This window comes from Paenibacillus sp. OK003 (assembly GCF_900109515.1).
GTDB classification, from domain to species: domain Bacteria; phylum Bacillota; class Bacilli; order Paenibacillales; family Paenibacillaceae; genus Paenibacillus; species Paenibacillus marchantiae.
The window spans coordinates 17216-37040 of the sequence record NZ_FOBD01000011.1 but is presented as its reverse complement, the minus strand read 5'-3'; the positions used below and the strand labels follow the sequence as shown (position 1 = coordinate 37040).

The 19825-nt window shown below is 46.5% G+C and carries 19 protein-coding genes; 14 read left to right on the top strand and 5 right to left on the bottom strand.

Annotation, left to right across the window (positions count from 1 at the left end; translation table 11 throughout):
- Window positions 1-292: 292 nt before the first annotated feature.
- The 8 genes from BMW94_RS18165 (at window position 293) to BMW94_RS18130 (ending at window position 10639) form a co-directional block, all read left to right on the top strand.
- Window positions 293-1462 carry a PP2C family protein-serine/threonine phosphatase gene (locus tag BMW94_RS18165; RefSeq protein ID WP_091000409.1) on the top strand — a complete coding sequence of 390 codons (1170 nt, stop codon included), beginning with the start codon at window positions 293-295 and terminating at the stop codon, window positions 1460-1462.
- A complete protein-coding gene (locus BMW94_RS18160; RefSeq protein ID WP_091000408.1) occupies window positions 1459-5178 on the top strand; it encodes a response regulator in 3720 nt (1239 codons plus the stop codon). The genes BMW94_RS18165 and BMW94_RS18160 overlap by 4 nt, the downstream gene beginning before the upstream one ends.
- 71 nt (window positions 5179-5249) lie before the next feature.
- Window positions 5250-6122: a CheR family methyltransferase gene (locus tag BMW94_RS18155; protein ID WP_175480752.1), complete on the top strand. Its 873-nt coding sequence runs from the start codon at window positions 5250-5252 to the stop codon at window positions 6120-6122.
- Window positions 6123-6138: 16 nt separating this feature from the next.
- The gene (locus BMW94_RS18150) at window positions 6139-7815 is read left to right on the top strand and encodes a response regulator (protein WP_091000407.1); all 1677 of its coding nucleotides are present in this window, start codon (window positions 6139-6141) and stop codon (window positions 7813-7815) included.
- 86 nt (window positions 7816-7901) lie between these two features.
- Window positions 7902-8240: an STAS domain-containing protein gene (locus tag BMW94_RS18145; protein ID WP_063566600.1), complete on the top strand. Its 339-nt coding sequence runs from the start codon at window positions 7902-7904 to the stop codon at window positions 8238-8240.
- Window positions 8241-8258: 18 nt separating this feature from the next.
- Window positions 8259-8711, top strand: a complete 453-nt coding sequence (gene rsbW, locus BMW94_RS18140; protein WP_063566601.1) for an anti-sigma B factor RsbW — start codon at window positions 8259-8261, stop codon at window positions 8709-8711.
- Window positions 8708-9481, top strand: coding sequence for a sigma-70 family RNA polymerase sigma factor (locus BMW94_RS18135; protein ID WP_024631358.1), 774 nt, complete (start codon window positions 8708-8710; stop codon window positions 9479-9481). Before rsbW ends, BMW94_RS18135 begins: the two co-directional genes overlap by 4 nt.
- Window positions 9482-9610: 129 nt before the next feature.
- The gene (locus BMW94_RS18130) at window positions 9611-10639 is read left to right on the top strand and encodes a magnesium transporter CorA family protein (RefSeq protein ID WP_254790283.1); all 1029 of its coding nucleotides are present in this window, start codon (window positions 9611-9613) and stop codon (window positions 10637-10639) included.
- Between the two features lie 25 nt (window positions 10640-10664).
- Here the strand turns inward: BMW94_RS18130 and BMW94_RS18125 are convergent, their stop codons facing one another.
- From BMW94_RS18125 to BMW94_RS18110, 4 genes are all read right to left on the bottom strand, one after another.
- Window positions 10665-11015: a DUF5665 domain-containing protein gene (locus BMW94_RS18125; RefSeq protein ID WP_244193000.1), complete on the bottom strand. Its 351-nt coding sequence runs from the start codon at window positions 11013-11015 to the stop codon at window positions 10665-10667.
- A 96-nt stretch (window positions 11016-11111) separates the two neighbouring features.
- Window positions 11112-11519 (bottom strand): YtxH domain-containing protein, encoded by a 408-nt coding sequence (locus tag BMW94_RS18120; RefSeq protein ID WP_090904722.1) that lies wholly within the window; start codon window positions 11517-11519, stop codon window positions 11112-11114.
- Between the two features lie 63 nt (window positions 11520-11582).
- Window positions 11583-11840 carry a GlsB/YeaQ/YmgE family stress response membrane protein gene (locus tag BMW94_RS18115; protein WP_063566604.1) on the bottom strand — a complete coding sequence of 86 codons (258 nt, stop codon included), beginning with the start codon at window positions 11838-11840 and terminating at the stop codon, window positions 11583-11585.
- A gap of 134 nt (window positions 11841-11974) precedes the next feature.
- Entirely contained in the window at window positions 11975-12670 is a 696-nt protein-coding gene (locus tag BMW94_RS18110) for a phosphatase PAP2 family protein (RefSeq protein WP_091000406.1), read from the bottom strand.
- Window positions 12671-12849: 179 nt separating this feature from the next.
- Here BMW94_RS18110 and BMW94_RS18105 point away from each other — a divergent pair, with 179 nt between their 5' ends.
- Window positions 12850-13869: an asparaginase gene (locus tag BMW94_RS18105; protein WP_091000405.1), complete on the top strand. Its 1020-nt coding sequence runs from the start codon at window positions 12850-12852 to the stop codon at window positions 13867-13869.
- Between the two features lie 143 nt (window positions 13870-14012).
- Complete coding sequence (locus tag BMW94_RS18100; RefSeq protein WP_063566607.1) at window positions 14013-14738, top strand: pirin family protein; 726 nt, start codon at window positions 14013-14015, stop codon at window positions 14736-14738.
- A gap of 120 nt (window positions 14739-14858) precedes the next feature.
- Here the strand turns inward: BMW94_RS18100 and BMW94_RS18095 are convergent, their stop codons facing one another.
- Window positions 14859-15083, bottom strand: coding sequence for a DUF1128 domain-containing protein (locus BMW94_RS18095; RefSeq protein ID WP_091000404.1), 225 nt, complete (start codon window positions 15081-15083; stop codon window positions 14859-14861).
- 159 nt (window positions 15084-15242) lie between these two features.
- Here BMW94_RS18095 and yyaC point away from each other — a divergent pair, with 159 nt between their 5' ends.
- From yyaC to BMW94_RS18075, 4 genes are all read left to right on the top strand, one after another.
- Window positions 15243-15785 carry a spore protease YyaC gene (gene yyaC, locus BMW94_RS18090; RefSeq protein WP_254790282.1) on the top strand — a complete coding sequence of 181 codons (543 nt, stop codon included), beginning with the start codon at window positions 15243-15245 and terminating at the stop codon, window positions 15783-15785.
- A 76-nt stretch (window positions 15786-15861) separates the two neighbouring features.
- Window positions 15862-16653, top strand: coding sequence for an alpha/beta fold hydrolase (locus tag BMW94_RS18085; protein ID WP_091000402.1), 792 nt, complete (start codon window positions 15862-15864; stop codon window positions 16651-16653).
- A 240-nt stretch (window positions 16654-16893) separates the two neighbouring features.
- On the top strand, window positions 16894-17583 hold the full coding sequence (locus BMW94_RS18080) for a DUF6483 family protein (RefSeq protein WP_091000525.1): 690 nt from the start codon (window positions 16894-16896) through the stop codon (window positions 17581-17583).
- 46 nt (window positions 17584-17629) lie between these two features.
- Window positions 17630-18952 carry a class I SAM-dependent methyltransferase gene (locus BMW94_RS18075; RefSeq protein ID WP_254790281.1) on the top strand — a complete coding sequence of 441 codons (1323 nt, stop codon included), beginning with the start codon at window positions 17630-17632 and terminating at the stop codon, window positions 18950-18952.
- Window positions 18953-19825: the final 873 nt, after the last annotated feature.

Here is a 19825-nt window from a genome sequence, read left to right as displayed (position 1 = left end):
GCAAAATGCTTAACCAAAAACATAGATAAGGAATGGGGATATCCCCATTCCTTATCTATGTTTTTGCAAGTTTGGAAGCGGGATCAGAACGCAGCAAAAACAGGGTAGCGAGCGGGTGAATTCTCCTGCGATGGTGCCATTTACTGATAGAAGTTTTCTGATGATACAATTATAGTTATACTAGGAATTATTATGTCTACCGCTGTGTTGTATGCGAAATTTGTATAATTAAGGTTGTTAGCTGACCTGATAAGAATCGACAAACCCGGACGCCATAGATAAGGAGATAGAAATGAGAATACTTATTGTTGACGACAATCCGACGAATGTCATTATCATTCGAGAAATTCTGAAAAAAGAAAACTATCGTGACATTGTAACGGCAAGTTCTGCTATGGAGATGTTTGAAGTCCTTGGGATTGGTGAGGAAAACAATGAACTTCGTCCCAAGCCGTCGGATATTGACCTGATTTTGCTAGATATGATGATGCCGGAGATGGATGGAATCGAAGCATGCAGTATTGTGCAGAAATTCGAAAATCTCAAGGATATACCTATTATTATGGTAACCGCGATCGGAGATTCCAAGAAATTGGCCGAGGCGCTCGATGCAGGGGCATCCGATTATGTGACCAAACCGATTAACAAAGTCGAACTGATGGCCAGAATCCGTCTTGCGCTTCGTCTGAAGCAGGAGAAGGACTGGCATAAAGAGCGTGATCAGCGGATTCAGGATGAGCTGAAGCTTGCGGCGATGGTACAGAATGCTGTGTTAAGTCCCGCTATTGAAGATCCGTTGTTTCACGTTAATGCCATTTATAAGCCTTCCTTTGAACTTGCGGGTGATCTGTATTCATGGTACCCGCTTGGCGAAGGCAGATATGGGGTACTACTGCTGGATATGATGGGGCATGGGATATCTTCATCCCTATTTACCATGTTTATTGCTTCCGTGTTGAAAGACACGGTTACAACGTATGTGGACCCGGAAAAGGTTATTCAGGAGCTGAATCGTCGCTTTAATCAGTTGCATCTGGAAAAACAGCTGGTACAGTACTATTTTACAGCGATATATCTGGTCGTAGATACACGCATGAAGCGGATTGATTATGTGAATGCAGGCCATCCGCCAGCACTCTTTTTCCGTCACGACGGAAGTGTGACAACGTTTGACAGCGTCTGCTGTCCTGTAGGCCTGTTCGACAAGATGGATATTGAACCACAGACGATTCACTATGAAGGTGATGGTCACATTGCACTTTATACGGATGGTTTGACTGAAGCTGTTCAAGGTGATCAGGAAATGCAGCAGGCGTTTCTGAAGGAACATCTGGCGGGTTCCCACCAGTGGGATGAAGCGGCCATGCAGGCGTTGTTCTTCGATGATGAGATTCCGCAGGAGCGTGATGATGATAAATGTTTGGTATGGATTACCTTAAACAAAGGGGTCGAAGCTGAATGAAGATCAGAAATAAACTGCTGATTGGCTTTACCGCTCTGATGGCCATCATGATTGTGCTTACGTTTGTGAGTTACGAACGGCTGAACAGCAGCAATAAACAGCTGGATCAGATGTATCAAGAGCGATACCTCAAAGTCAGGTATACTTCTGCTGCACGTGGAGAGGTCAATGATATAGCCAAAGTGCTGGCTAACTTGTTGTTAAATCCCAATAATTCGATTAGTGCCGCGGACGGTGATCTGAAGGAAATGCAGGAAAATGGTGAACGCTACCTGGAGGAAGTGCGGGATCGGGCGGACAGCGCACCAGAGCACCAACTGGTAGATCGTGTGAATACGGCCTGGGAAGCTTACAATGCTTACGCCGAGAGACAGGTCAGTTTGATGTCACAGAATCGGGCAGAAGATGCCAATAACTACCGGAATTCTACCGGTTTGGCGGTGCAAAAGGAAGCGGTAGACAGCCTGAATGCCCTGTCCCGTTATCAGGACCAGGAGATAGATACCGAGATTAAAGATGCGAACGCAGCCTATATGCGCGCGGTTCAGATTACCGTAGCCATCATGATTGCAGGATTGTTACTTGCATTTGGTGTCATTATGTGGGTGCTGCCAAGTATTACACGGGGGCTGAATACCGTGTCCATGATGATCACCAGCTTTGGCAAAGGGCGTTATCGAACCATTCGCCGTATTCAGGTGAAGTCTACCGACGAGATTGGTCAGATTGCCAGTGTGTTCAAGGATGTCTCCAATGATTTGGAAGAAAAACTGGAAGTCGAGAAAGCTTATTTACAAGCGCAGCAGGATCAAAACTGGATGAGTTCCAACATAGCCAGAGTTCCGGAATTATTGCGGGGTATAGGATCGATTCGCCAGATCTCACAGATGTTTATCAGTGAATTCACACCTGTGCTTGGAGCTCAACTAGGCGTCGTATACCTGATCGATGAAGAGAAGCATCCGGATGAACTGAGACGTTATGGTGCATACGCGTTTGAAGAGAATAAAGATGTTGGCAAAGAGGTTTACCGTATTGGCGAGGGATTGATTGGTCAAGCGGCATTGGATATGGCGCCAATTATTCTGGAGAAAACGCCTGAAGATTATGTGAACATCGGATCAGCAACGGGATCATCGCGTGCTTCGGGTGTGATGATCTATCCTGTCGTATTTGAGGATGAACTGATTGGTGTTGTCGAACTGGCTTCATTTGAAGGGTTCACGAATCTGCATACACAGTTGTTCTCGCAACTGATTATGAATCTGGGTGTCATTCTCAACAACGTTCGTCGCCGTTTGAGAGTGGAAGAACTGCTGCGTGAATCCCAGGCGCTCACAGAGGAATTGCAGGTGCAGTCTGAAGAGCTTCAGACACAGCAAGAGGAGCTGCGCCGTTCCAATGAGAATTTGGAAGAACAGACGGGGGCTCTCAAACGTTCTGAAGAACTGTTGCAGCGTCAACAGGAAGAATTAGAGCACTTTAATACAGAACTGATTGCCAAGACTCGTGCACTGGAAGAACAGGTGCGTGAAGTGGAAGAGAAGAACGACGAGATCGAGAAAACCAAAACACAGTTGGAACAGCAAGCGATGCAATTGTCGATGACAAGCAAGTACAAGTCGGAATTTTTGGCCAATATGTCGCATGAACTACGTACACCACTTAACAGTCTTCTGATCCTGTCCCAATTGTTATCGGAGAATAAGGATGGAAACCTGAGTGTTAAACAGCAGGAATATGCGCAGACGATCTATATGTCCGGTGCGGACTTGCTGAAAATGATTGATGAAATTTTGGATCTGTCCAAAGTGGACGCAGGTAAAATGGATATCAATTATGAAACGATGCGGATGGAAGAACTGACCAGCTTTGTTCAACAGAATTTTGGCCCAATGGCGAATAAAAAAGAACTCAGCCTGAACATTGAGTTCGACAGCAATTTGCCGGAATGGGTATATACCGACAGCCATCGCGTCAAACAAATTTTGCGGAATCTGTTGTCGAACGCGTTTAAGTTTACCAACCGGGGATCTGTAAGCCTGATTGGACGGAAGATGAAGAAAGAAGATCTTCCTGGGTATCTGAATACGAACCAGGAATACGTAGGCTTTACTGTGAAGGATACCGGCATCGGAATTCCTTCCGACAAGACGGATCTGATCTTTGAAGCATTCCAGCAGGTAGACGGTACAACCAGCCGCAAATATGGCGGCACGGGCCTGGGATTGTCCATAAGTCGAGAACTTGCCCGCCTGCTTGGCGGTGCTATTCAGGTTGAGTCTTCCGAAGGTGTGGGCAGTAGCTTTACCTTGTTCTTGCCGGATAATCACGAAGAGGAGGTTCAGGTGGACGGTGTGGCAAGAGAAGCCGCTGCTGCTTCTGAGCTTGAAAACTTCGGAAGAGACTCACAGACGATACGTTCAGGCAGACAGACCTTGCTGACACCTGATCCGGAAAGCATTTCAATTATGGAGCTGCCTCAATCCGACTCCCCTGTACCTGTACAATTGGAGGATGATCAGGAAAACCTTTCGGAAGGTGACAAAATTCTCCTCATCATTGAGGACGATGTGAATTTTGCGCACATTTTGATGGATATGGCGAGAGGCAGAGGATTCAAGGCTATTGTGGCGGTTCAGGGAGATAAAGGACTCGAAATGGCCCGTCAATATTTGCCGGATGCGATTATCCTCGATATTCAGTTGCCTGTGATGGATGGCTGGGCGATTCTGGGTGAGTTGAAAAGCAGCTCGGCGACACGTCATATCCCGGTACATGTCATCTCGGTTATTGATGATATGAAACAAGGTTTGATGATGGGAGCCATTGCTTATCTGAAAAAACCTTCCAGTAAAGATTCGCTGGATAAAGCTTTCTCGCATATCGAATCCTATACAGAGAATCAATTGAAACGCCTATTGATTGTGGAAGATGATGAAATACAGCGGAAAGCCATCATTGAATTGATTGGACACGATGATGTCGCAATTACAGCAGTGTCCACTGGCAGTGAGGCCTTGAATGAATTGCACAGTCAACGCTATGATTGCATGGTTCTGGATTTGATGCTGACAGATATGACCGGATTCGAGCTGCTTGACCAGATTCGGGACGATCAGTATTTGAATGATCTTCCGATCATTATTTATACAGGTAAAGAGCTGGACAGCAAAGAAGAGATGAAGCTTCGCAAATATGCGGAGTCCATTATCATCAAGGACGTGAAGTCACCTGAACGTCTGCTCGATGAGACGACCTTGTTCTTGCACCGGGTAGAAGCTAATCTGCCGGAAGACAAGCGTCGAATTCTGCAGAAGCTGCATAATAAGGAAACCTTGTTTGAAGGCAAGAAAATATTGCTAGTGGATGACGACATCCGTAATGTATTTGCCCTTTCAAGCGTGCTTGAAGGCTATCGCATGGATGTGACATTTGCAGAGAACGGCCGTGAAGCTCTGGAGATTCTGGATAAGAACCCGGAAATCGATCTGGTATTAATGGACATGATGATGCCGGAGATGGACGGTTATGAGGCCATGACGCGGATTAGACAGATACCGAAGTTCGAAAAATTGCCAATTATTGCCTTAACCGCAAAAGCGATGAAAGAGGATCGTGGCAAGTGTATCGAGGCTGGAGCATCCGATTATGTGAAAAAACCAATCCAAACGGATCAATTGTTATCCTTAATGCGGGTATGGCTGTATTCGTAACCCGATAGTTTGGGTAATGAAGGACAATACATCTATTACGCAAGTAACAAATGAAGAAGTGGAGAGAAGATATGACACCGTGGGAACCTACCGAGGCGGAGGCAGAATCGATCCGCATGCCGCAAGATGAAGAGCGTGAACTGATCGAGATCGAGTTGCTGTTGGAAGGTATGCACCGTTTATATGGATATGATTTTAGGAACTACGCATTACCGTCGTTAAGACGCAGAATCTGGCATTATGTACATGCCGAAGGGCTGAAGACCATTTCGGGTTTACAGGAGAAAGTGCTTCATGACCGTGCTGTATTTGATCGTTTTGTACAGAATCTGTCCATCCCTGTAACGGAAATGTTTCGTGATCCAACCTTGTTTCGGTTCTTTCGGGAACAGATTATTCCTGTACTGAGGACTTATCCATACATCCGGATATGGCATGCTGGCTGTTCTACAGGAGAGGAAGTCTATTCTATGGCGATTATGCTGCATGAGGAAGGACTATACGACAAGGCAAGAATATACGCAACAGATATGAATGATCGCTCATTGCAGCAGGCCAAGGAAGGCGTATATGGCATTGAGAAAATGAAATTATATACTACAAATTATCTGGAAGCCGGGGGCACCCGCGCTTTCTCGGAGTATTACACTGCGAAATATAATTCCGTTATATTTCATCCTTATTTACGGAAAAATATTATTTTTGCCGAACATAATTTGGCAACAGACCGGTCATTTAACGAGTTTAATGTGATTTTTTGCCGCAATGTCATGATTTATTTCAATGATGAATTGCGAAACCATGTGCACGGACTTTTTCATGAAAGTTTGAGCCACTTCGGCATCCTTGTTCTGGGATCTAAAGAATCGATACATTTTACGGAATTCAGCGATGCCTACGAGCCGTTAGACCGGACGGAAAAAATATACCGGAAGATTAAATAGGGGGTTAAGCTTAGTCATGGGGCTCAATGAACCAATCCACATATTATTGGTAGATGACCGCCCCGAGAACCTGCTCGCTCTCGAAGCGGTTCTGGAATCGGAACAGTACAAGCTCGTCAAGGCAACCTCCGGGGAAGAGGCACTTCGCTGTTTGCTGAAAGACGAATTTGCGGTCATTGTGCTGGATGTGCAGATGCCTGGGATGGACGGAATTGAGACAGCAAAGTTAATCAAGGCGCGTGACAAGTCCAAGGACGTGCCGATTATTTTCATCTCTGCAAATAGCAGAGAGGCAGAGCACTTATTTGCAGGTTATTCCGCAGGAGCCATTGATTATATGGTCAAGCCGTTTATCCCTCAGATTTTGAAATCCAAAATCGAGGGCTTTGTAGAAATGTTTATCACGAATAAACGTTTGAAAACACAGACGATGCTGCTGCATCAGAAGACGCAGGAACTGGAGAAAATGAATCAGCAGCTCATTCAGGCCAAAGAGGAAGCGGAAATCGCTGCAAACGCAAAGACCGAGTTCCTTGCCATGATGAGTCATGAGATTCGTACGCCGATGAATGGTGTCATCGGTATGGTTGATCTGTTGATGGAAACGGAACTGAAGGAAGATCAGAAGGAATACGCGGACATTGTACGTCGCAGTGCGGATGCCCTCGTTACAGTGATAAACGATATTCTGGATTTCACCAAGATGGAATCCGGCAAAATGGAGCTGGAAGAGCATCCGTTCGAACTTGTTTCCTGTATTCGTGAAGTACTGAGACTGTTCGCGGCTGAAGCCGGCAAAAAGAATATTGAGCTGGAATATTTCCTGGAAGATTCGGTACCCGAACTGATCTATGGAGATATGGCAAGGCTGCGCCAGGTTTTGTTGAATCTGATTGCCAATGCCATCAAGTTCACGGACCATGGCGGCGTGTATCTGATCGTATCCGTTAATGAGGAAAAAGACGGGCGAATGACGCTGGAGTTTGCTGTAAAAGATACAGGAATAGGCATAGCACTAGACAAAGTAGACCGTCTGTTTCAGCCGTTTTCCCAACTGGATACATCCATGACGCGCAAGTATGGTGGAACCGGTCTGGGGCTGGCTATATGCAAAACGCTCGTTGAAATGATGGGTGGAAAAATACATCTGGATACGTCAGAGCTGCGTGGTGCTACGTTTGTATTTACCATTCAGGCGCAGCGATATGTCGAGACGGAGCTGACGACAGGTATGGGGGAAGATCAGCTTACGGACATTAAAAAAAATAATGAAATTCATCCAAGTGTATTAATCGTTGATGATCACCCTATTAATCAGAAACTAATGTCCATTATGCTGGGTAAGCTTGGACTCGTCGCAGATATCGCCGAAGATGGCAAGAAGGCGCTGGAGATGGTTTTGGCGAACCGCAACTATGATTATATATTTATGGATTTGCAAATGCCCGTGATGGATGGATTGGAGTGTACTCGCAGAATACGTGAGAGCCTTCCTCAAGACCAGCAGCCTGTTATTGTAGCGATGACCGCCAATGTCATGGATGGTATTCAACAGCGATGTTCCACTGTCGGTATGGACGATTACATCAGTAAACCTGTGAAAATGGGCAATGTGAAACAGAAGTTGTCCCGATTTCAGGAAGAAAGGCAATTGTTCAGATCCAATACATCGGCCATAAATCAGGCCAATTGAAATATTTGCTAATTCGATTACTGTTTCATATGTGCTGTAGATGGGTTATTAGGTAAAGAAACCATTGATCAGGAGAGAGATGTCTAATGAATACTAATAAAAATGAAAAATTCAATGCAAGAACAGAAACACTTGACGGCGTATGCACGGTGTATCTGACTGGCGAACTGGATTTGTCGGTTGCTCCTGAATTCCGTTTGGTAATGGAGCCGTTAGTGGACAACAAGGAACAAGATTTGATCATTAACATGCAAGATTTGAAGTACATCGATAGTACAGGGATTGGTATCCTGTTATCTGTTCTGAAAGCACGGCATGGAATGGAAGCTCGCTTTGAAGTACAGGAAGTTCCTGCGCAAATTCAGAAACTTTTTGATATGACGGGTATTGCCAAATTCTTTGTCTCACAGAAGAATTCCCAATAGGAAAGGATCGAAAAAGGAATGAATGCAGAAGTTCAAAGAGTCACCCTTAATTTACCGGCGACAGCTGACTACGTTGATATTGTAAGGCTCAATTTATATGGTGTTGCGTCCAAAATGGGATTTTCTTATGAGGACATTGAGGATATGAAGGTTGCTGTATCCGAAGCCTGTAACAACTCCGTACTGTATGCTTATTCACACGAAGGCGGCATGGTTGAGGTTGTGTTCGAAGTGGATAATGACACGCTGGCTATTACCGTCAAAGATGAAGGAGCCAGCTTCGAGAATATTAACCCGGCAGTATCCCGTGCAGGCCTTCACGACAAAGAGCTGACAGATGCCCAAATCGGTGGACTTGGCTTTTACCTGATGCAAGCTCTGATGGACGATGTCAGTGTGGAAAGTGAGACGGGCAAAGGTACGAAAGTAGTACTCGTAAAACGTCTTGCAAGAAGTGAGGAGAAAGTATGAATGAAAAAGTGACTCCCCCAGAGTCCATGTCTGAAGCAATAGGTTTGATCTGGGAATACCAGCAAACCCAGGATAATGAAATTGCAACAGTTCTTATCCGCAAATATGAACCGATGGTGAAGATGGCAGCAGGTAAAATTGCGCGGAATCGACCCGATCTGTATGAGGATTTGTATCAGACCGGGCAGATGGCTCTGATTCGTTTGCTGAAGCAATACGATATCAATCTCGGTATTCCGTTTGAACCTTATGCCATGAAGAGCATGATCGGTCATATGAAGAATTATTTAAGGGACAAGTCCTGGTATATTCAGGTGCCTCGCAGAATTAAGGAAAAGGGAGCACTTGTCCAGCATGCTATTGATGAATTGACAGTGAAGCTGGAGCGTTCACCGGGTGTGAACGAGATTGCAGAATACCTGGATTTAACCCCTGAGGAAACCATCGAAGTCTTGGCTGGTCGGGAATGTTACCACTATGTGTCACTGGATTCTCCGCTATCACAGGATGAGAGTGCAGCCACTTTGGGCGAACTGATCAGTTCCGATGTGAATGATTTCGATTCGGTTGAGAAGCGGATGGACTTGCAGCAGGCATTGGGACAGTTGAAGGAACAGGAACAAAAAGTGCTTATTTTGGCATTTCAGGATGGCCAGTCGCAGCGGGCAATAGCTCAGAAATTGGGAGTCTCCCAAATGAGTGTATCCCGTATCCAGAAGCGAGCCACTGAGAAGTTAAAACAGATTATGTCGAATGCTTCATTATTATGAGACGCAGATCGGTGATGATATTGAGCACGGCATAGAGAAGGACACGTGATTCCAATGGAATGCATACGTGTCCTTTTTTTGGGATCAATGATTTCCTAATGAACAGTATGAATGCAGGAGTGGATGTTTGTGATTGTGGATCAAGTCAAGCTGGAAGCGCGTCGGGACAAGGTTACCTACTCAGACCATTGGGAATGGTGGGATTGGGTGGCACCGGATCTGGAGAGTATGGCTGATGCCTTGGAGGAATTAACGAGCGCATTTCCAGAAATGCAGTACTGGCTTCGCAAAATACCGGAGGTAGAGTCCAACTACCTGTCTGTCCGCTTCATGAACGGCACGGAGCCCGTGATATTCGGGTCATTATTATATGCAGTTAAGAATGAAAGAAACGACCAACGTAAAGATAATCAGATGTTTTTCTATGTGGATCAAGAAAGACTGGTTACCTTGAACGTAGATGACAATACCAGAGGTATTATGAACACAGGTGAACGTGCCGCCATGTTACAACAGTGCAGTGAAGCCCGGGACGGCATGTTTGTGCTCTTTCGTGCGATATTGCATTATTACCATGTGGGTATGGATCATTTTGAGATGAATCTGAGGGAATTGGAGCGGACGATGGAATCCCGCAATGCTCGCACGTTGATGGATCAGATCCTTGCGGCCAGATTTGAGCTCCTGTATTGGAGCAACCTGTTCATTCCGTATTCTGAGCTGAGGGCGGCCGCCAGGGAAGCCTACCTGGATGAATTGAAAGAGAATCGTTTTTTTCAGCAGCTTCAGCACCGGATCGAACGGATGGAACGTTTGTTCAAACATTATGAGACAGAGATTGACACACTGATCTCCATTGATAATGCCATTTCAGGAGTGCGGGGCAATGAGATTATGAAGACGCTGACCCTTGTGACCTCGGTATTCACGCCCGCAACGGCTGCAGGAGCCATATGGGGAATGAACTTCGAGAATCTACCTTGGATCGACAAAACATGGGGTGTTGTACTCGTCCTTGCACTTATAATCATTAGCATGATCGGCATGTATGTATGGATGATGATGAAGGGCTGGACAGGGGATCTGCTCAAAGTGAAGTCCTCTCAGCCGTCGGCCAAAGAAACAGAGAAGCGTGCCAATGGCAAACGAAGGCGATGACTTTGTCAGCCTCACCCTGTACCTTTTATTTTTTATAATCTTCAATGTATCCCAGTAAGTCAGCGATATATTGTCCCACAATCGGCATGTTTACGAATTGACTGAGAATAAAAGCGAGCAGACCAAGAACGACGAAGGTCCCTACCGTCAAACCCAAACCACGTGCCATACCAGCGGTAAAGTTGGTAATGATGCGTTTTTTGGGACTGCTGTAGTTTTCGATAATATCCTTGATTTGAGATTTTTCCAGACTGTCTGCAATCTGATCCAGCCGTGTATTCAGACGTTTGACCTCATGTCGCAATTCAAAAGGGTGTTCGCTGGTATCATACTGTTGTGCGGGTTTTGCTCCGGTAATAGGCGTATTGCCGTTCATTGTGACTTTACTCATACTCTTCCTCCTTTAATCTCACAGTGGATAAAAAATAGCCAGCTGGAATACAGCTGGCTATTGGTTACTCGATCAAAAGCCTTACAGGCTGGTCGAGTTTATTTCTTTACGTACATCTTCCTTGGCTTCTACGGAAGCAGTTGCCACTTCTTCCGATGCTTTGGATGCTTCATTCGCCACATCAGCGGAAGCCTTTCTCACGGAGTCCATAACGTCATTACGTCCTTGGTTTACCGTTTTTGCAATATCAGAAGTTTTGGAAGAGACCGTTTTAGCCAGTTCGGAAGCTTTATCACCAACAACTGCTGCAACTTCTTTCGTGCGATCTGTAACGATCCCCACTTTCTCGGAAAGGTCACCACGCAATTCGCGTCCTGGTTTAGGGGCAAAGAGTAGTGCGGCAGCTGCTCCCAGCAAACCTCCGATGAAAATTCCTTTGGCGAAAGTGGAACCGCTTTGTACAGGATATTGTTCTTCTGCTTTATTCATGTCAAATCACTCCTTCTTCAATTTAAGAAACGGATACGAAACAACGAACACCTTGTTGAACGATCAGGCAGCCTGTCTGAACAGTCTGGACACAAGCCCCAGCAAAAAGACAAAGACTGCTGTACCAATGATGGCAGGAATTACGGCAAAGTTACCGATGACCGGTCCCCAGTTACCAAGCAAGAGTGCACCCAGCCAGGCTCCAGCAAATCCGGCAACCATTGCACCGATAATTCCTCCAGGCATGTTATGACCGGCAAGTGCATCACCGATTACACCGATAATGACTGCCATCACAATGCTGATAATGATACCCCACATAACAACCGCCTCCTTTATGCTTGATGTAGGATAGTGTCTGTTCGCGTTTGCTTACTTCGTATATAAACGCCGTGCCTCAAGGTGAAACAATCAATGTGGGGAGAAATGTACTGGAAATTGTAGGATAGTACAATTCAGACGGAACGTTGAATCCCTTTAATCATACAGAAGATCCAAGCCAGTCCAGCAGCAAATCCAGCGAAAACATCGGTTGGAAAATGTACACCCAGCATGATACGGCTGAGGCCGACCAGGAATATAAATGTGATTCCGCAAAAGACAGGCAGTGCAACGCCAGACAAACGTTGATGTCGTTCAATCGCCCAGATGACAAAGAGCATACCGTAAAACCCCATCGAGATCATCGCATGACCACTTGGAAAACTATATCCATGAACAACGAGCAGATGTTCCAGCTCAGGTCTGCTGCGCCTGAATATTTCCTTCAATAAGGTGTTTAGAATCCACATCATGGCAAAACTGCTGAGTAACGCATATCCATATATGAGGAAACGGGGACGGCGCTGCCACAAGAATAGAATGGAAAAACCGATAGCTGCGATGGCAGAAAGTCTGAAAGAACCGAGCGCAGTAATGAATGAGATGAAAGGCAGCAGATGAAGACGTGAATCCGAGTTCAGATAAAATAACTGCTGGATACGGTCATCCAATGAAAGGATAGCATCGGTACCCAGCAATGCTCCCAGAGCCGCCAGCAAGAAGACGACCGAAACGCTGGCTATAATTCCAACACCAGCCCAATTGAGCAGTGGACGTACTGAAGTTTTGCGAGCTAACCCGGAAGTGGGTAATTGCGTTTTGCGCAGCATAAATAAGTATCTCCTTCAGTAATGGTAGTAGGTAGATAAAGATTGATAAAGGATTACCCGAAATGTCTGTCGAAAAAACTGTAAAAACGTCGCTTTTGTACTATACTATTTAAGATATCCCATGCGGCGTCGTGACGCAAAGCAGAGATGAATTCGGGAGTATAAAGGAGAGAACTCGCATGGAGAGTGCCCTGTTAATTAAAGAATACCGTGCGGGCGTTATGGAATGCGCCCATTACGGACACATAAGCATTACCGATGAGAACGGCAATGTTGTATATTCAGCCGGAGACCCACATTTTAGAACGTTTACCCGTTCATCTGCCAAGCCTTTTCAGGCCATTCCGGGGATTCGTGCCGGTATTGCCGGACATTATGGACTGACAGCTCAGGAGATTGCGATCATGTCTTCCTCGCACCGATCCGAACCGATGCATATTCAGGTGCTGGAACAGATCAAAAGCAAAATAGGATTGGGTGAAGAGTGCTTGATTTGCGCACCGAGTTACCCACTCAATGAAGAAAGCCGGAATCAATGGCTGCGTGCTCAAGGAGAGAAGCGTCGTATCCTCCACAACTGCTCCGGCAAACATCTGGGCGTTCTCGCATACACTCAGATGAAACAGGCCGATTTGGGAAGTTATGCAGAGCCAGAACATCCGGTACAGCGTGAAATTCTGGAGACCATGGCCTATATGGCAGGGATTGAACAGCAAGAGATTAAACTTGGGACGGATGGCTGCGGCTTTCCGGTATTTTCGTTGCCATTGTCGGCATTGTCGAACGCATATCTGAAGCTGGCTTGCCCGGATCTGATCGAGGACCTGTCTACACGTTCCGCGGTAGAGACCATTACTGGAGCCATGAACGAATATCCGTTAATGGTAGGAGGAACGCAGCGTGTGGATTCCGTGCTGCTGGAAGACAGCAACATTGTAGCTAAAGGTGGCTTCAAGGGTGTATTTGGTTTTGCCCTGAAAAAGGAACGCCTCGGAATTACGTTCAAAGTGCTTGATGGTTCGGAAGAAGAATGGGCCTATATTGCCCAATCCATTCTGGAGCAGATTGGCTACAGCAATCGGAAAACCATCGAACGACTGGCAGAAGTATATCCACCTGACATTCGGAACGACGCAGGTAAAGTCGTAGGGCGGGCAGAGAGCGAATTCAAGCTTCACTCACCTGAAGAAAGCGTATAACCATATGCAAGGGGCGTGATTAGAATTCCCGGACCACGGGTAAAGATGACATACCAACTGGTATTGATCTATAGAATTCTAAATATACACGCAAGAACTGCTGCGAAAGTGCGGCAGCTCTAAACCCTTGGAGGTGGATGAACATGATTAAAGTAGTGACATCGGAAGAAAGGCACACGTCGGATCGAGGTTGGATACACAGTGAATTCAGCTTTTCCTTTGCGGACTATGATGATCCAAGCAATGCCCATTTTGGCTGTCTTTTGGCTCATAATGACAACACACTGATGCCGCAGGAAGGCTTTAAGCGACATCCACATCATGACTTGGAGATTGTTAGTTATGTCATATCAGGTACGTTGAAACATACGGATAGTATGGGAACGGAGCAATTGTTGGAACCGGGAACGGTTCAGGTCATGAGTGCGGGCACCGGCGTAGAGCATTCAGAGACTAACCCGTCCGAGGATGAACCGGTACGCTTTCTACAGATGTGGTTCCTGCCATCCCAGCGCATGCTGAAGCCCTCGTATACTAATCGTCGTGTAGAGGCTCAGGAGCATCTGAACCGTCTTTGTCCGATTGTATCGGGGCAAGGGGGAGAAGGAGCCGAGGGAGCATTGCCTATTTCACAGGATGTAACTTGTTATCTATCCCATCTGGAATCCGGTCAAAAATTAATGTACCCTCAACATGAAGATCGGCGTACACATCTCTTCCTGATTAGTGGCCATATCGAGATTGTATGTTCAGACGGCAATTTCAATCTCAAGCCGGGTGATGCTGCACGAATCCGCAAAAGCTGTGATCTGCAAATTACAGGTACAGGCAGCGAGACGGCTGAATTTGTATTGGTGGATTTGCCTTGACCAAAAACAACTGCAAAAGGACCTGTCTCCACTGTGATGTGGAGAACAGGTCCTTTTTGTACGGCTTGTTGTAGATACCTTCGTAAAAGAGTCACTCAAAGTTTGCTGGGCGATGCCGCCCTAGGATTTGCGGAGATTACCCAGTTCGGAAGCGACAGCTTCCACTTCAGAGATACTCAGATGTTCCTTGCTTAGGACCATTTCATACAGATCAAACAAATCTTCATACTTCTCAATTGGGAAAGACGAAGCCTGCATGGCAGCTCCACTGGCCATCCGCAACTTCGTTTTGATTGCTTCAATCATATATTCCATGTTGGCTGCGGTTGCTTGCGTTAAATCCATCGTTATGTCCATCCCTTCCGTATCGGAAACTGTTGTCATTGTATCATGATTGGACAGGCTCAGGCCAATGCTTTTGCGACGAAATCAAGCATCGGGTAAAATGAGGAATATAACAATAGAGCCTCAGGTTGGAAGTACATGTGTAAAGGAGGTAACAGATTGGCCGTATATAAGCGGGAATTGGTTCGTCATCAAAGTAGGGAAGCCCGCCAAAATGTGCAGGGAGAAGACTTGGTATTATTTTTCAAGCACATCTATAAGCTTCATTCACCGGATGAAATCACCTTTGTCTGTATCGGGACAGACCGTTCCACCGGAGATGCACTGGGCCCACTGACAGGCAGTCTGCTGCAGGAGGCCGGAGTAAATCACGTTGTAGGGACTCTGTCTTCTCCTTGCGATGCGGATACGCTGGAGAAGAGGCTGGCGCTTGTCCCGTCACATCATGCCATCATTGCTATAGATGCTTGTCTGGGTCCAAAACAGGCAGTAGGAACATACTATCTTGCAGAACATCCACTGATTCCGGCAAAATCGGTTGGAGGCAAGCTGCCGCCAGTTGGTCATTACAGCGTGGCTGTTGTAGTGAACGCTAATGGACCGAGACCTTATTCCATTCTACAGATGACCTCGCTTCATTTCGTTATGGGCATGTCCAGATCGATTGCAGAGGCGGTCGCCGAAGCAGTGAAATACAGATAAACGTTTCATTAATGATATGCGGGCTTAATAATATACAACTTGAATTAATTTAATTCGCGCAGAGAGAGGGATTTATATGGAAAAAGTGATGTGTGACGGAACGACGATTTGTTATGCCGAACAGGGTAAGGGAGAAGCACTCATTTTGCTCCACGGATACTGCGGCAGTTCATCCTACTGGGATGAAGTGGTGCCTGAGCTTGCACGCAGCTATCGTTGCATCGTACCCGATCTGCGTGGACATGGCAAAACGGACGCGCCTGTAGGTAGCTATACGATTGATCAGATGGGCAACGACGTATTGCAATTAATGGACGAGCTAAAGGTAGATAAGGCTGTCCTGCTCGGTCACTCCATGGGCGGATATATCGCACTTTCTATTGCACAGCGCCACCCAGAACGATTGAATGCCTTCGGCTTGATTCATTCCACAGCGTATCCGGATAGTGAGGAGGGTAAGGAAAAACGCCTTCGCGCAGTATCCACCATTCAGACGGAAGGCATTGTTCACTTTGTAGATGGGCTGGTTCCCGGTTTGTTTGCACCAGAACATGTGGAATCGCTATCGACGCTAGTGACACGTGTGAAGGAAATCGGTTACCAGACTGCACCGCAAGGGGCAACTGGAGCTGCACTGGCTATGCGGGAACGTCCGGACCGCCGTGATGTATTGTCTGCTACACCGCTTCCTGTCCTGCTGGTTGCCGGAGAGAAGGATGCTGTCATTCCGCCGGAACGTACATTTACAAGTGACAAGCCACATATTACAAAAGCCGTGATTTCTGGAGCAGGACATATGAGCATGTATGAAGCTCCGGAAGAATTAATTCAGGTCATTAAACAATTTTTGACGGGATTATCGAAATAATAATGGAACATGAATAGAGTATCGGATCATTTCGCCTCCTTGGCGGAAGTCGGTACCTTGCTAAACCCCTGCAACGTTCGTTCCAGAACGGCAGGGGTTTTATTTGTTCAGGGTCAGAGCATGGGGAGAGCCATTAGACCATGTTTTGGCTTTTTGTCATGGCATGAATTAAAATGATGAGAATGGATCATGCAAGTGAAACTGGAAGGTACACGATCGAACGATGAGGGGGCACATAGCATGTTCAGGAAAGATTATCTGCTCCGCATGATGGAGGAAATGACAGAAGCGATCGGCAAAGTATTTACACTCAAACAACAGCGAAAACACACGGAGGCTCTGTCCGAGCTGGACGAGCTGCTGCGCAGGCAGTTTGGACTGAATTTATCTCTGCTGAACTCACTGCCGGCCGAGGATGTCATTGAAATGTTCCGTTTTCGCGGCGTCATTGAAGTGGACAATCTGCAACAAGCCGCCAGGCTGATCGAAGAAGAGGCGTACATTTATAATGAAAAAGCCAAAGTAGAGGGCATAGATGACCAGGAAAAAATGGATTCAGAGGATGAAGCACTCATTCGTCTGATGAGATCACTTCATTTTTACCTGTACGCACTGAATCATGGGGCTAATCCGAAGCTGCTGGATGCACCAGATCGTGTGGAGGGAATATTGGAGCAGACGAAACAATACGAACTTCCGGCACGAACGGAAAAGCAGCTTGCCCTGTATCGTGAACAGCAGGGGCGTTATGATCAGGCTGAGAATAGCTGGTACAGACTTCTGCAGGTGGGTGATGAACATCTCATTCAATATCGTGATGATGTGCAGGCATTCTATGAAAGATTAATGAGGCTTGAAGATCAGCAACTTCAGGAAGGCGGTTTACCCCGTGAGGAAGTGGAAGAGGGGCTTGCCGAGCTAAATCGATAAACCGATTGAATACGCCGTTCACTTGGAGAGGGAACGGAATTGTGGTATGGTAACGGTTGACCAAACCAAATCGAAAGTGAGATGTACCCCCGTGGATTCATTGCGAAAGCTTATACAAGACATCTTTGAACAGAATTCGCTGATTACAGCGACCTGGAGCCAGCTGCGCAGACGGGACAATGTCTCGTATACGAAAGTGCAAGTCAAGCCGGTAACGCTCAAGAATCAGCTTCATTATCAATTCGCATTTCATTATACCAACAAAGTGCTGCACGAGAATTTGACTCCGGATGAAGCGGCAGAGCGCATGACTTTGCTATGCGAAGAGACGTTTCGTCAAGGACTGCTCTGTACTACAGACGCAGACTATCAAATTTTGATCAGCAAAAAATATAAAGTGTCCATCTTGACCAAGTCGCCTTCCAAGACTGCGGTGGACCTCTCGCATAATCGCAAAAAGCAATATGTGCTGGAAGATGGAGTTCCCGTTTCGTTCCTGGTCGAGCTGGGGATTATGAGCGAGGAAGGCCGCGTTTTGGCTCGCAAGTACGACAAGTTCAGACAGATCAACCGTTTCCTCGAAATGGTTCAGGACGTCATCCCGCATCTGCCGGAGGGCCGTCCACTTACCATTGTTGATTTTGGTTGCGGGAAGTCTTATCTCACCTTTGCTTTATATCACTATTTGTCCGTACAGCAGCGCAGATCGCTTAAAATTATTGGCCTCGACTTAAAAGCCGATGTTATTGAACACTGCAATGATCTGGCAAACAAATTGCATTACGGTGACCTGAAGTTCCTCGTTGGAGACATCGCTGACTATGACGAGTTGAATGAAGTGGATATGGTTGTAACGCTGCATGCCTGTGATACAGCAACCGATGCTGCTTTGGAGAAAGCCGTTCGTTGGGGCGCTTCGGTCATTCTGTCTGTACCGTGCTGTCAGCATGAGCTATTTGATCAGATTGAATCCAACGTGATGAACCCGTTGTTGTCACACGGTATTCTGAAGGAACGTTTCTCCGCTTTGGCAACCGATGCCATTCGGGCCAAGCTGCTCGATCTGATGGGATACAAAACGCAGCTGCTTGAATTTATCGACATGGAGCATACGCCGAAAAATATTTTAATCCGTGCCGTACGAGGCCAGGCTGGGCAGACTGCTGACATGTGGAACGAATATACCGCATTCCGTGATTTCATTCACGCAGATCCTTATTTGGAGCGGGCTTGTGCGGACTTGCTCCCAGGTGGTGGCAAGCTGAAAGAAGCTGCACCGAACCAAGGGGCAGATGCGAGCCAGGAGAATTCAAATGGGGAATCGACCAAAGGTGTCACCCAAGATGCCAGCCACTGTGATCACTGTTGAATGTGGATGCTTATGGAAAAATGAAGTGTGATGGATAACGTTTGACGTCAGATGGTAAAAAGGATAGATATATGATTGAGTTGCTTGATCCTTTGAGACGATGCAGTTCGTCTGCCATCGCCGTTGACGGGACATACTGATAAGAGGGTCCCGTGAAAATATATATAATGTGCCAAAGGCATGTAATCAGGCAGAAGACCCTAATGGGGCTTCTGTCTTTTTTTTGATTGAAATTAATTAAGAAGAATAAGAAGTCAGGAGAAAGGAGAGGGACGCATGAAGGGAGGGAAATCAGATGAGAAAGCCAAGTGCAGTTCAGAATCGGCATTAACGGCAGTTCTTGGTTTAATTGCAGTGGCTTTACTGTTGGCAGGATGTCTATGTAGGGGATTGTTTTATGCTACAGACATATATCCTATGGTATTGATGGCATCAGGCAGTGTACTTATTTGGTTTGTTTTGTTTATTATGTGCTTCAATGCACCGAAGACGAGCGGGCAGCTGGGGATTTCTCCGTGGTTGGATTACCTCAAACAACTATATGTGGCCATTATGCAGCATGCTCATTTCGGCTGGATGCTTTGGCCCCTGGCTATGGCAGTCTGGTTTGGCCTGCATGTATGGATGGGCTCTGTCAGCGTACAGGGAAGCTTGGATGAGATGCTGCGCTGGAGCCTTCTGGCGATATTTGCGTTGCTAACCGTCATACTGGCATCACGCGCGAACGGAACGCGTTGGTTTGCCTGTGGCTGGCAATTGGCAGGCGGCCTGTTTGTTCTAAGCGGAGTGCTAGCCGCGTGCGGTGTGCTGCCGCTGCCTTATGGGGTCATGCGAACCGCTGACCCCGAGATCAGCTCCGCTGGAGCCCGGCTC